10 protein-coding genes are annotated in these 12,148 nt (G+C 59.8%); 3 read left to right on the top strand and 7 right to left on the bottom strand.

Going from position 1 to position 12,148, the window contains the following annotated elements:
* Positions 1 to 356: 356 nt before the first annotated feature.
* Together katG and ACR0L1_RS13345 are read right to left on the bottom strand one after the other, a co-directional pair.
* A complete protein-coding gene (gene katG / locus ACR0L1_RS13340) occupies positions 357 to 2,558 on the bottom strand; it encodes a catalase/peroxidase HPI (protein WP_480506090.1) in 2,202 nt (733 codons plus the stop codon).
* Between the two features lie 237 nt (positions 2,559 to 2,795).
* On the bottom strand, positions 2,796 to 3,641 hold the full coding sequence (locus ACR0L1_RS13345; RefSeq protein WP_480506088.1) for an SDR family oxidoreductase: 846 nt from the start codon (positions 3,639 to 3,641) through the stop codon (positions 2,796 to 2,798).
* A 90-nt stretch (positions 3,642 to 3,731) separates the two neighbouring features.
* Between ACR0L1_RS13345 and ACR0L1_RS13350 the strand changes: the two genes are divergently transcribed.
* Entirely contained in the window at positions 3,732 to 4,364 is a 633-nt protein-coding gene (locus tag ACR0L1_RS13350; protein WP_480506086.1) for a class I SAM-dependent DNA methyltransferase, read from the top strand.
* Here the strand turns inward: ACR0L1_RS13350 and ACR0L1_RS13355 are convergent.
* Genes ACR0L1_RS13355 through ACR0L1_RS13365 form a run of 3 tightly spaced genes read right to left on the bottom strand, consistent with a single transcriptional unit; the run spans position 4,361 to position 8,306 of the window.
* Positions 4,361 to 5,140, bottom strand: coding sequence for a carnitinyl-CoA dehydratase (locus ACR0L1_RS13355; protein ID WP_480506084.1), 780 nt, complete (start codon positions 5,138 to 5,140; stop codon positions 4,361 to 4,363). The genes ACR0L1_RS13350 and ACR0L1_RS13355 overlap by 4 nt on opposite strands.
* Positions 5,137 to 7,149 carry an acetate--CoA ligase family protein gene (locus tag ACR0L1_RS13360; RefSeq protein WP_480506082.1) on the bottom strand — a complete coding sequence of 671 codons (2,013 nt, stop codon included), beginning with the start codon at positions 7,147 to 7,149 and terminating at the stop codon, positions 5,137 to 5,139. Before ACR0L1_RS13360 ends, ACR0L1_RS13355 begins: the two co-directional genes overlap by 4 nt.
* A complete protein-coding gene (locus ACR0L1_RS13365) occupies positions 7,146 to 8,306 on the bottom strand; it encodes an acyl-CoA dehydrogenase family protein (RefSeq protein ID WP_170786038.1) in 1,161 nt (386 codons plus the stop codon). Before ACR0L1_RS13365 ends, ACR0L1_RS13360 begins: the two co-directional genes overlap by 4 nt.
* A 77-nt stretch (positions 8,307 to 8,383) precedes the next feature.
* On the opposite strand from ACR0L1_RS13365, the gene ACR0L1_RS13370 reads away from it, so the two are divergent.
* Positions 8,384 to 9,325 (top strand): GlxA family transcriptional regulator, encoded by a 942-nt coding sequence (locus ACR0L1_RS13370; RefSeq protein WP_480859334.1) that lies wholly within the window; start codon positions 8,384 to 8,386, stop codon positions 9,323 to 9,325.
* On the opposite strand, the gene ACR0L1_RS13375 is transcribed toward ACR0L1_RS13370, so the two are convergent.
* Together ACR0L1_RS13375 and ACR0L1_RS13380 are read right to left on the bottom strand one after the other, a co-directional pair.
* On the bottom strand, positions 9,322 to 10,311 hold the full coding sequence (locus tag ACR0L1_RS13375; RefSeq protein ID WP_480506076.1) for a sterol desaturase family protein: 990 nt from the start codon (positions 10,309 to 10,311) through the stop codon (positions 9,322 to 9,324). The genes ACR0L1_RS13370 and ACR0L1_RS13375 overlap by 4 nt on opposite strands.
* 11 nt (positions 10,312 to 10,322) lie before the next feature.
* Positions 10,323 to 11,078 carry a class II aldolase and adducin N-terminal domain-containing protein gene (locus tag ACR0L1_RS13380; protein WP_480506074.1) on the bottom strand — a complete coding sequence of 252 codons (756 nt, stop codon included), beginning with the start codon at positions 11,076 to 11,078 and terminating at the stop codon, positions 10,323 to 10,325.
* Positions 11,079 to 11,187: 109 nt separating this feature from the next.
* On the opposite strand from ACR0L1_RS13380, the gene ACR0L1_RS13385 reads away from it, so the two are divergent.
* On the top strand, positions 11,188 to 12,063 hold the full coding sequence (locus ACR0L1_RS13385; protein ID WP_480859336.1) for a LysR family transcriptional regulator: 876 nt from the start codon (positions 11,188 to 11,190) through the stop codon (positions 12,061 to 12,063).
* The last annotated feature ends 85 nt before the right edge of the window (positions 12,064 to 12,148 follow it).

Below are 12,148 nucleotides of genomic sequence, written 5' to 3' on the forward strand. Positions count from 1 at the left end.
CCAGTCTATCCTGAGCGTCTCAACCGTCTTTCCAGTCCGTCAGCACCGTCTCCAGCGCCCCAGCACCGCCTCAGCAGCGCCGGTGAAGGGGTATTTACGGATTAGGTCTGGAACCTGCAACCCCCATTTTGAAAAAACTTTGAATTTGCAGGCAGAAACTTATTTAATTTAACAAAAACAACAGACTAACTTTAATAATCGCATCGAAAACCCGCCGAACAGAGTGTCACAATAGAGGATGCATACCCCTTTCGCAGGAATCGTACCCAATGCTTGGTAGCCGTTCATGACTCGCAAATAAAACGCCGCCCAAGTTTCCCTGCGCGGCGTCGTATTGTGAGTGATGGTGGTCTAAATTACTTCAGGTCGAACCGGTCCGCGTTCATCACCTTGATCCAAGCGGACACAAAGTCGGTGGTGAACTTGGCTTCGGCCCCGGCCTGACCATAGACCTCGGCCAGCGCCCGCAGTTGCGAGTTCGAGCCAAAGACCAGATCGACACGGGTCCCGGTCCACTTGACCTCACCGCTGGCGCGGTCGCGGCCTTCATAGACGCCCTTGCCTGCGGGCTTCCATTCGGTGCTCATGTCCAACAAGTTGGTGAAGAAGTCGGTGCTGAGCGTACCGACCCGGTCTGTGAACACGCCATGCTTGGTATCGCCGAAATTGGCGCCAATCACGCGCAGCCCACCAACCAGTGCGGTCATTTCAGGCGCGGACAAGGTCAATAGTTGCGCTTTGTCGACCAGCAACTCTTCGGGTGAAACGGTATAGTCACCTTTCTGATAGTTGCGGAAGCCATCAGCGATGGGCTCCATCACCGCAAAGCTATCGACATCCGTCTGGTCCTGCGACGCATCAGTGCGGCCCGGAGTAAACGGAACCTCGACATCCTGACCGCCAGCCTTGGCCGCCTGTTCGATACCTACGGCGCCGGCCAGAACGATCACATCCGCCAGCGAGACCTTTTTGCCGCCCGACTGCGCATCGTTGAACGCGGCCTGAACACCCTCGAGCGCGGACAGCGCCTTGGACAATTTCATCGGCTCGTTCACATCCCAGTCTTTCTGCGGCGCAAGACGGATACGGGCACCATTGGCACCGCCACGCTTGTCCGACCCGCGGAAGGTCGAAGCCGAGGCCCAAGCGGTCGAAACCAGTTCCGACACCGACAGACCGGTTGCCGCGATCTTGGCTTTCAGGTCCGCCACATCCGCATCATCCACCAGATCATGATCTATGGCGGGGACGTTGTCCTGCCAGATCAGCTCCTCGGTCGGAGCTTCTTCACCAATATAGGCCGCGCGGGGGCCCATGTCGCGGTGGGTCAGCTTGAACCAGGCGCGGGCGAACGCATCTGCGAATTCTTCGGGGTTCTCATGGAAGCGCTTCGAGATCGGGCCATAGATCGGGTCCATGCGCATCGCCATGTCGGCGGTGGTCATCATGGTCTTGACCTTTTTCGACGGATCATGCGCCGCCGGGGCCATGTCTTCTTCTTTCACGCCGACCGGCTCCCAGATCCATGCGCCAGAGGGGCTTTTGGTCAGGTTCCAGTCATAGCCAAATAGAAGATCGAAATAGCCGTTGTCCCATTGGATCGGGTTCGCGGTCCACGCGCCTTCGATTCCCGAGGTTGTGGTGTCGTCACCTTTGCCCGAGCCAAACTTGTTGATCCAGCCAAAGCCCATTTCCTCGATCGCAGCAGCTTCGGGTTCGGGGCCAACCAGATCGGGATCGCCCGCGCCATGCGCTTTGCCAAAGGTATGACCACCCGCAACCAGAGCCACGGTTTCCTCGTCATTCATCGCCATCCGACCAAAGGTGTCGCGGATGTCACGGCCCGAGGCCAGCACGTTCGGCTCACCATCGGGGCCTTCTGGGTTCACATAGATCAGGCCCATCTGCACAGCGGCCAGCGGGTTTTCCAGATCGCGTTCACCGGAATAGCGGCTGTTCGGGTTGTCGGTGGGGGCCAGCCATTCGGTCTCAGTGCCCCAATAGATGTCTTCCTCGGGGGCCCAAATGTCTTCGCGGCCACCGGCAAAGCCAAAGGTCTTGCCGCCCATGGATTCGATGGCGCAGTTGCCCGCAAGGATCATCAGGTCAGCCCATGAAATCTGGTTGCCGTATTTCTGCTTGATCGGCCACAGAAGACGGCGCGCCTTATCGAGGTTGCCGTTATCCGGCCAGCTGTTCAGCGGGGCAAACCGCTGGTTCCCGGTCGAAGCACCACCCCGGCCATCCGCCGTCCGGTATGTCCCGGCGCTGTGCCACGCCATACGAATGAACAATCCGCCGTAATGACCATAATCCGCTGGCCACCAGTCCTGCGAATCCGTCATCAGCGCATACAGGTCTTCTTTCAGCGCCTTCATGTCCAGTTTCTTGAACTCTTCAGCGTAGTTGAAATCGGCATCCATCGGGTTCGAGGCCGGTCCGTGCTGATGCAGGATCGACAGGTTCAGCTGGTTCGGCCACCAGTCCCGGTTAGACCGGGTTCCTGCGCCGTGCATGACAGGGCATCCGCCTGCTTTGGGGTTATCACTTCCGTCCATGTCGATCTCCATTCCTGGCAAAATTCCGGCGCAGGTGCGCCGCTAAAAACTCGGTCGATCAAGAGCACATATAGATGACACTTTTATCCATCCTAAAAGCATGACGAAAAATCGCGCAGTCGTGATGGGCAGTAGCGACTCGGTAGGTCTTGTCTAGAACCGTTCTAGCAAAGACAATCCATGCGAATAAGTTTTGTTTATGGATGATTATGATAACTAAAAGCTATCACAATTCAATCATTCCGCGCGCATCAGAGACGTCAGCCCGACCCGGTAGTCTGGATAAAGCAGCTTTACCCCCAACTCATCCTTGATCCGGTCGTTTCTGACCCGCTTGTTCTCGTTGTAAAAACTGCGGGCCATCGGGGTTAGGTCGGCCTTGTCAAAAGGAACGGCGGGGGGCAGAGGCAATCCCTGCAACTCAGCCGCATAGGCAATGACATCCTGTGGTGGAACCGGTTCATCATCGCAGACATTATATATGGCGCCGGGATTTGGCGCGGCCATCGACGCCGCCAGTACCTGCGCGATATCGGCCACGTGAATGCGCGAAAAGACCTGACCCGGCTTTATGATCCGCCGCATCCCAACGCGTTTCAGCTTGGAGAACGGACCGCGACCGGGGCCATAGATCCCCGCCAGCCGGAAAATATGCGTGGGCAGACCCGGAATGGTCAGCCATTGCTGTTCCGCCTGCACCCGCCATCTGCCCCTTTGGGCCGTGGGTGTTGCAGGGGTAGTCTCATCTACCCAATCACCCTGATGATCGCCGTAAACGGCTGTGGTCGACAAGTACCCGACCCATTCGAACTGCGCGGCGCGCTCGGTGATTTCGTCCTTCAAGGCCGCCAGAACCGGGTCACCTTCGGCATTGGGCGCCGTCGAGATCAGCAAATGCGTCACCCCGTCCAAATCAACCTGCTGTCCAGGCCAAACAACCGGCTCTGCCCCCGAAGCCCGCAGGGTTATTGATTGCGCGGGGTCACGGGTGGTTCCGATGATGCGCCAGCCCGCGGGTGCCAAAAGCCGCGACAATTCCTGCGCGGAATAGCCATGGCCGAATGAATAAAGAGTACCAGTCATGCCGCCATTGATGATCCCCAAATCAGCCGGATGCAAGCGCGGGCGACGGGATACTTGATTCGAATCCCACAATGGGCCTTTCTTTTAGGCATGAGCGATAAAACCCCTGATCTGCATGCGGCCTATGCGCTGGAAACGCCGGACGACAACCGGCGGCTTTATGCGGAATGGGCCGGGGATTATGACACAGGCTTTGCCACGCGTGAGGATTATCAGCTCCACATCCACACGGCGCGCGCCTTTGTAGGGGCGGGAGGACAGGGCCCGGTGCTGGATGTGGGCGCGGGGACCGGTCTGTGCGGTGATGTCCTGGTCGGGCTGGGCGTCGGTCCCATCGACGCCACCGATATCAGCGCCCAGATGCTGGATCAGGCCATGCGCAAAGACATCTACCGCGATGCAATCGAGGCCGACCTGAACGAGGGCATCCCTGTGCCGCGCGAAAGCTACTCGGGCATCGTGTCATCGGGCACCTTCACCCACGGCCACCTCGGCCCCGAGGCGCTGTTGCCCTTGCTGCGCGTCGCGCGCCACGGTGCGCAATTCGCCCTGTCGATCAACGCCCAACATTATGAGGCACTTGGCTTTGCCGAGGCGCTTCACAAGCTGGCTCAGGGTCAGATCAGAAACCTGTCTCTGCCCGAAGTACGTATCTATGGCGACCTCGCCATTGGTCCCAACAAGGACGACACGGCGCTCATCGCCTTGTTCGAGCGGATTTAGCGCCCTTTCCAGACCGGGTCGCGTTTCTCGGCAAAGGCGCGGGCGCCTTCCAGATTGTCCTCGGACCCATACAGAACATCCACGGTCGGCAATTGCCGCCGTGTGATCCGGTTCATAATGTCCTGAAACTTTGAATCCTCGGCCTCGCGCACAATCTCTTTGATCGCGGCATAGACCAGAGGCGGCCCGCTGGCCAGCAAACGCGCCAGTTCCCATGCGCGGTCCATCAGCTGATCGCCGGGCACGATCTCGTTGACGAGGCCCCAGGTCTTGGCCTCATCCGGAGTGAACCAGCGTCCGGTCAGCAGCAGTTCCATCGCGATATGATAGGGGATGCGTTTGGGCAGTTTGACACTGGCCGCATCCGCAACGGTGCCGGATCGGATTTCGGGCAGGGCAAAGCTGGCGTGATCTGCGGAGATGATCATGTCGGCGCTCAGCGCCAGTTCCAGCCCGCCACCACAGGCGATACCGTTCACGGCGGCAATCACCGGCTTGTTCATATCGCGCAGCTCTTGCAACCCGCCGAAGCCGCCCACCCCATAATCGCCATCCACCGCGTCGCCATCCGCCGCAGCCTTCAGATCCCAGCCGGGGCAAAAGAACTTGTCGCCGCCACCGGTGATGATTGCCACGCGCAGGTCCGGGTCATCGCGGAAATCCCGAAACACCTCGCCCATAACGCGGCTGGTGGCCAGATCAATCGCATTGGCTTTGGGACGGTCCAGAGTGACCTGCAATATCGCGCCGTCGCGCTGGGTTTTGACCGGGTTCATGTGCGTGCCTTTCGGATCAGTGCATCCACCGCCACGGCCCCTTTAGGCCCGCAGATAAGCGGATTGATTTCAACTTCGCTGACATGGGTTGCGTTGGCAATGACATAAGCCTGCACGGCCTCGACCGTATCCAGGATCGCGCCTATATCTGCGGCGGGCTTGCCGCGATAGCCAGCCAGCAACGGCGCACAGGCCAGCTCACCCAGCGCCTTTTCGACCACGTTCCGAGGCGACGGTATTAGCAGAGACACCGAGTCCCGCAGGATTTCCGTCAACACCCCGCCCGCACCCAATGTCAGAACATAGCCATGGGCCGGATCGCAAGTGACACCGATTAGCAACTCGGCAACGCCTTCGGGCGCCATTTCCTCGATCAGAACTTCATGGGTGCCGATATGGGCCGCGACGGCCGGCAGATCTCCCGCGCTTACCCCTAACTGAACCGCCCCGTGGTCCGACTTATGGGCCAGTCCAACGCCCTTGACGGCGAAAGGACCGGTCAGGTCACCCGCGCTGGCGGCATCGGCCTGAATCACCAACCTTTTCGGAGTGGACACACCGAAGGCTGCAAGCTGGTCCTTGGCCTCCGCCTCGGTCAGCGTAACGTTTGGATTGGCAGTACTGGGAAGGACCACCGGATCAGAGTCCTGACCTGCGGGTCGCGCCGCTGCTTCGACAGCCGACAGTGCCTCATGCAGCCCGGCGAAGGGAATAACGCCGCCATCCATCAGGCGCTGCGCGACGTCCTCGGGCATCAACTCGGGCAGAGTTGCGGTCACTGCAAAGGGCCGCCCGGTTTTTGCCACACAATTCAGCGCGGCCTGCGTCGCACAGGTCCAATCGGTTTGATCAGTGTGCGGATAGTCCACAATGGCCATAGTCAGAGCCTGTTCTGGCCCCATCATCGCCGACCAGGCACGCGTCATCGCCTGCGTGTCGCGCCAGATATAGGTGTGGTAGTCCAGCGGGTTCGCCAGCGCCACCATCGGCCCCAATGCCGCGCGCAGATCGGTGCGTTGCGTATCCGTCAACGGCGGAAAGTGCAGATCACGCCCCTCGGCCATATCCGCGGCCAGACTGGCCTCGCCCCCCGAGCAGCTGATCGTACCCAGCCCGTTGCTGTCCAGACGCCCAGCAACATGCAACAGCTTGAGGCATTCCAGAAAGCTGGGGATGTCATCCAAGCGGGCAATCCCCAACCGATCCAGAAACGCCTGAGCACCCGCGTCCTGCCCCGCCAGCGAGGCCGTATGCGAAATCGTTGCCGCCTGGGCATGGACCGACCGGCCCATCTTCAGCGCAACAATCGGGACACCGCGCTGACGAGCCTTTTTAGCCAGCGCCTCCCATTTGCGCAGATCGCCAAACCCTTCGATATGCACGCCGATGGCCGTAATGCGGTCGTCATCCAACAACGCCGAGGCAATCTGGGCCTGATGCGTCTGCGCCTGATTTCCACAGGTCAGCATGAAGGCCAACGGTAAAGCGCGGCGCTGCATGGTCATGTTGATGGCAATGTTCGAGCTTTGCGTCAGGATCGCAACCCCGCGATCCACAGGCCGCATGCCGTGCTGATCAGGCCAGACAGCCACTCGATGCAGGCCATTGACGAAACCGTAACAATTCGGCCCAAAAATCGGCATGTCCCCTGCGGCGGCGATCAACTGATCCTGAAGGCCCGCGCCTGAATGGTCTTCAGCCTGTGCCTCGGTATAGCCCGAAGCGAAACAGACCGCACCGCCCGTCCCCATCGCAGACAGAATCCTGACAGCCTCAATTGTGGCGTGGCGGTTGATGCCGACAAAGGCCATGTCGGGCACATCAGGCAACGACTCGAGTGTCGGGTAAGCACTTTCCCCCGCGACATCGGTTGCTTTGGGGTGCACAGGCCAAATTTCGCCCTCGAATCCAAACTTGCGTGCCTGCTCGATAACAGACGTACACCACGCGCCACCGCCGATCACGGCGATGGTCTTTGGGTTCAGCGCTCGGGCCAGCGCTGTCGTCATGCGCCCAGCGCCCGCAAGAGATCGCGGCTGATGATGTGGCGCTGAATCTCGCTGGTGCCGTCCCAGATGCGTTCGACACGCGCGTCACGCCAGAATCGCTCCAGCGGGTAGTCATCCATCAGACCCATCCCGCCATGCACCTGGATCGCCGCATCTGTCACCCGGGCCAGCATTTCCGAGGCGTACAGTTTGGCCGAGGCAATCTCGCGGTTGGCGGGCAGCCCCTTGTCCAGACGATCGGCGGCTGCAAGGGTCAGCAGATCGGCGGCATCAATCTCGGTGATCATGTCTGCAATCTGGAATGAGACGCCCTGAAACTTGCCGATCTTCTGGCCGAATTGCTCACGCGTGGCGGCATAGTCCAGCGCATAGTCGAACGCTCGGCGCGCACGCCCAACCGACATTGCGGCAACGGTGATCCGGGTGGCGTAAAGCCAGGTGTTCATCACCTCGAACCCGCCATCAACCTCGCCCAGAACCTGCGCATCCGGCAGGCGGCAATCGTCGAAATCCAGCACCATGTTCTTGTAGCCGCGATGACTGACCGACTTGTATCCATCCCGGATCGTGAAGCCGGGGGTCCCGCGATCGACCAGAAAGGCAGTGATGCGCTTCTTCGGGCCTTTCGGCGTCTGATCTTCACCGGTTGCGATGAAGACGATGATAAAGTCTGCATGTTCCGCGCCCGAGATGAAGTGCTTGGTGCCATTGACCACCCAGTCGCCCCCATCGCGCACGGCAGCGCATTTCATCCCCCGCACGTCCGAGCCCGCACCCGGTTCGGTCATCGCCAGCGCGTCCATCTTTTCACCCCTGACGGCCGGCATCAGGTAACGGTCGATCTGATCCCCCTCGCACGCCATCAGGATGTTTTGCGGCCGTCCGAAGAAATGGTTCAGCGCCATGGATCCCCGGCCCAACTCGCGCTCGACCAGCGCAAACTCCAGATGGTTTAGCCCGGCACAGCCGACGCTTTCGGGGAAGTTGCAGGCATAAAAGCCCAACTCGATCGTCTTGCGTTTGATCTCGGCGGCGATCTCATGCGGAACCTCGCCAGTGCGCTCGACCAGCTCTTCATGCGGGTAGATTTCGTTTTCGACAAAGCTGCGAACGGTCGCGGCGATCATCTCTTGTTCGTCGGACAGGCCATATTGCATCTGGGGTCTCCACATCTGGGGTTGCGGGTATCCTGACGTGGCTTGCCAAGCTGAACATGCAGAAATAGACCTAAATCATGCAAAGATGGATCAAATCGCCCGCTGCGCCGCAGCAATTCGGAGTGCTTCTGTTCGACGGCTTTTCCAACCACTGCCTTGCGAATGCGGTCGAACCCTTGCGGGCGGCGAATTCCATCGCGGGGCGCAAGCTGTATGACTGGCAATTTCTGTCACTGGATCGCGCTCCCGTCACGTCATCTTCGGGGCTGCAAGTCGCACCGCACGACATCTTGCAGAATGCACGCGGCGATACTTTACTGGTCATGCCCTCTTACGGGTATCGGGCCCATGGCGGGTGGCGGACGCTGGCGGGGTTGCGGTCCGCAGCGAGGCGCTACAGCATACTGGCCGGGCTGGATACCGGAAGCTGGTTGTTGGCGTTGGCCGGATTACTGGACGGGCACCGCGCCACAATCCATTGGGAGGAGCTGGACGGTTTCACCGAACGATTCCCCGAAATTGACGCACAGCGCGAACGCTACGTGATCGACGGCGACCGCATTACCTGTTCTGGCGCGATGGCTGCGTTTGATCTGGTGCTGCACCTGATTGGGCGAGACCACGGGCAGGCTTTGGCACTGGAGGTCGCGCAGCTTTTCATGACACGCGATTCCGCCAGGTCTCATTCCGGTGGGGCGGGTGCGACCAGCAGCTATGTGAACAAAGCGCTGGCGCTGATGCAGGAACATCTGGAAACGCCCTTGCCTATCCCCGAGATCGCCCGCCGGGTTGGACGATCGCAAAAGGCGCTGTCCGTGCGAATGCAAACCGAACTGGGCGCAGGCCCCGCACAGGTCTATCGCCGCCTGCGCCTGAACCTGGCCCGGAAACTGGCAGCCGAGACCGACCTGACCATCGCCGAGATCGCCCTGCGCGCAGGCTATGACGACCCAAGCGCCCTGACCCGAGCCTTTCGGACCGAGTTCGGGACCACCCCGCGCGCAATGCGATCCGGCTAGGTATACATCTGCTTTTTATAGGCCCGCGTCCGCGTCGTCGCCTCGGCAGACCCATCGTGATAGGTGCCAAACCACTTGTCGAAGGGGATTTCCGAGGTGCCGTAGTTGCACTCGAAATACCGGTGATGAAGCTGGTGGAAAAAGTCCCCCGCACGGGCCGCTTCAGTTTCTCCGGCTTTCAACTTTTCAAACCCTGAATGGGACAGAACCGGGCTGATCTGCTGAAAATACGTGTGAAACAGAAGATGCAGAGGGTGGGACGGCACGATCAGATGGATGAAATAGGTCGTGAAATACAGCAGGTTTTCATACCAATGGTTCGATATCCCCGACCACGGGCCGATATTGACGTTGCGATGATGCACGGCGTGGACGTGTTTATAGAGCTTGGGGTGATGCTCCAGCCGATGCACCCAATAGAAATGCAAGCCAGACCACATCGGGATGAACAACATCCAGACGATAAACCAAATCGGCGCGCTGGCCCAAGTGACTGTCGGCACATATCCGTTGGCCATCGCCCAATAGATCACCCATTGATACACGGTTGCCACGGTCATGGCGCTGCCCAGCGTCCACCAGATATTGTCCCAGACCTGATTGCGGAAGGTGAAATTGCCGTTGTCCCGGGTCAGGTCGCGACGGTCGAACTTTTTGTACATGCCCTGCCCCTTGCGCATGTAAAGCCACCAATGCAGCCCGCCCGCCACCAAGATCTGAGGCACCATGTTCAGCAGCCAAATGCGGAACATCCACCCCGGAGCAAAGCTCTTCATCGACTCTAACGCAGGGAAGAATATGGCATAGGCAATGATCGCCAGCCCCATACACAGGGTCAGCGAGGTAATCTGCAGCCAAGCTCCACTGTACCACTTCAGCACAGAGGCGGGGCGCGGAGGCCATGCGAACAGCGGGTTCAAGCCCACCGGACCTTCGGGGTGATAGTGCCAGCGGGCGGCTTCGGGGTCTTGGGCGGCGTCTGTCATGGCAATTCCCTTTAGCTGGCGTAATCCGAACCCTCTGCATCCAGCAGGGCTTTGATTTCCCGCAGATGCGCCTCGGCCTGATCAGGGTAGTCATCCAGTTCCTGCGCGGTCTTCTCGGCGATCTCATCGGACAAGACACGCAGGGGCTGGCCGGTCTGCAACGCGCGGATATATGTCTCGGCCGCACGCTCGAAATAATAGAGGCGGTTGAACGTATCCGCCGGATCGCTGCCCGTCACCAACACGCCATGGTTGCCCATGATCATGACCTTCTTCTTCGGGTCCGACAGCATTGCGGCGCAGCGTTCACCTTCGCTTTCAAAGGCTAGCCCGCCGAATTCCTGGTCCACCACATAGCGGTTGTAGAAGGTGGCAGTGTTCTGGTCGATCGGCGGTAGAGTGCTGTCGGCCAACGAGGCCAGAACGGTTGCAAAGATCGAATGCACATGCATCACACAGCGCGCATGCGGGCAATGGCGGTGGATCGAGCCATGCAGACCCCAAGCGGTCGGGTCGGGCGCGCCGGGCTGATCCATAACGTCGGGATCATTGGCATCCAGCAGCAGAAGGTTCGACGCCTTGATCCGTGCGAAATGCATCTGATTGGCGTTCATCAGGAACTGCGTTCCGCCCTCGTTGACCGCCAAACTGAAGTGGTTGGCCACGGCCTCGTGCATGTTCAGGCGTTCAGTCCAGCGGAAGGTGGCAGCAAGGTCGACCCGCTCGGGCCAGTGGTCGATATTGGGACGCAATTCGGTGACGGTCATGGCGGGCTCCTCCATCTGGTTTCTCAAGAAGGTGGCGACGCGAGGCGGATTTGACCAACGAAAAATTCTCGCCTATCTCATAAGCTCAGCTAATGGTGAGGTTATGCCAATGCAGACATCGCTTCCTCCGCTGGGCTGGCTGCGCACATTCGAGGCCGCCGCGCGACACTTGTCGTTCACCGGTGCGGCGCGTGATCTGAACATGACGCAAAGCGCGGTCAGTCAGCAGATTAAGTCGCTTGAGGGCTATCTGGGCCAACCGCTGTTCCTGCGTCGCCCCCGCGCGCTGGAACTGACCGAGGCCGGAATCACCTATTTGCCCGTGGTGCGTGAAGCGTTTCGTACGCTGGTGCGTGGCACGCAGGCCGTCACCGGCGCGCAGCAGAACGCGGTTCAGGTTCAAAGCAACATCACCTTTGCGGTGAACTGGCTGGGACCACGTCTGCCCCGGTTCCGCGCAGTGCACCCGGATGTGCAGCTGAACATTTTCACCGAACTTTGGGAGCCGCGCGAAATGGCCGAGGGCGCTGCGGTTGAAATCCGTTATTCCCTGCGCCCGTCCGACACTGTGCGTACCGAATTGCTGCGCACCGATCACTATTACCCGGTCTGCGCCCCGGGCTATGAAGTGCGGCTGGAAGACATTCAGGAACAGCCCCTGTTTGATTGTTCGAACCTGCTTTCGAACTGGCCGAACTGGATCACTGAACAGGGTCTAAATTGGGAAAATTCGCCCATTACCTATTCAACAACCTATCTGGTTAGCCTGTCTGTTGCGATGGCCGGGGGTGGGTATTGCCTAACCCATGACACCATAGCTCGCGACCTGATCGAGCGCGGACAACTGGTTTCTCCGTTTGAGTATCGTGCGGAGATGCCCGAGGCTTATTACCTGCTGCTGTCGCCTCAGGCCGAGGAAACGCCGGGTGCCGTCCTGTTCGCCGATTGGGTAAGGCGGGAAATTGCCCGCGATCTGGCGGGGTAGGCGCTCCCGCCCATCGTCAGGGGCGCTTGCGCGCGCCCTCCTTTGGTTGGGCCGGGCAGCGCTGACGCGCTGCGTGACGGTTTGA

The sequence above is a fragment of the Ruegeria sp. J8 genome, from assembly GCF_056531925.1.

Bases quoted from the DNA above. Each gene is read 5' to 3' on its own strand.
- katG (WP_480506090.1), bottom strand. From the start codon at position 2,558: ATGGACGGAAGTGATAACCCCAAAGCAGGCGGATGCCCTGTCATGCAC.
- ACR0L1_RS13345 (WP_480506088.1), bottom strand. From the start codon at position 3,641: ATGACTGGTACTCTTTATTCATTCGGCCATGGCTATTCCGCGCAGGAA.
- ACR0L1_RS13350 (WP_480506086.1), top strand. From the start codon at position 3,732: ATGAGCGATAAAACCCCTGATCTGCATGCGGCCTATGCGCTGGAAACG.
- ACR0L1_RS13355 (WP_480506084.1), bottom strand. From the start codon at position 5,140: ATGAACCCGGTCAAAACCCAGCGCGACGGCGCGATATTGCAGGTCACT.
- ACR0L1_RS13360 (WP_480506082.1), bottom strand. From the start codon at position 7,149: ATGACGACAGCGCTGGCCCGAGCGCTGAACCCAAAGACCATCGCCGTG.
- ACR0L1_RS13365 (WP_170786038.1), bottom strand. From the start codon at position 8,306: ATGCAATATGGCCTGTCCGACGAACAAGAGATGATCGCCGCGACCGTT.
- ACR0L1_RS13370 (WP_480859334.1), top strand. From the start codon at position 8,384: ATGCAAAGATGGATCAAATCGCCCGCTGCGCCGCAGCAATTCGGAGTG.
- ACR0L1_RS13375 (WP_480506076.1), bottom strand. From the start codon at position 10,311: ATGACAGACGCCGCCCAAGACCCCGAAGCCGCCCGCTGGCACTATCAC.
- ACR0L1_RS13380 (WP_480506074.1), bottom strand. From the start codon at position 11,078: ATGACCGTCACCGAATTGCGTCCCAATATCGACCACTGGCCCGAGCGG.
- ACR0L1_RS13385 (WP_480859336.1), top strand. From the start codon at position 11,188: ATGCAGACATCGCTTCCTCCGCTGGGCTGGCTGCGCACATTCGAGGCC.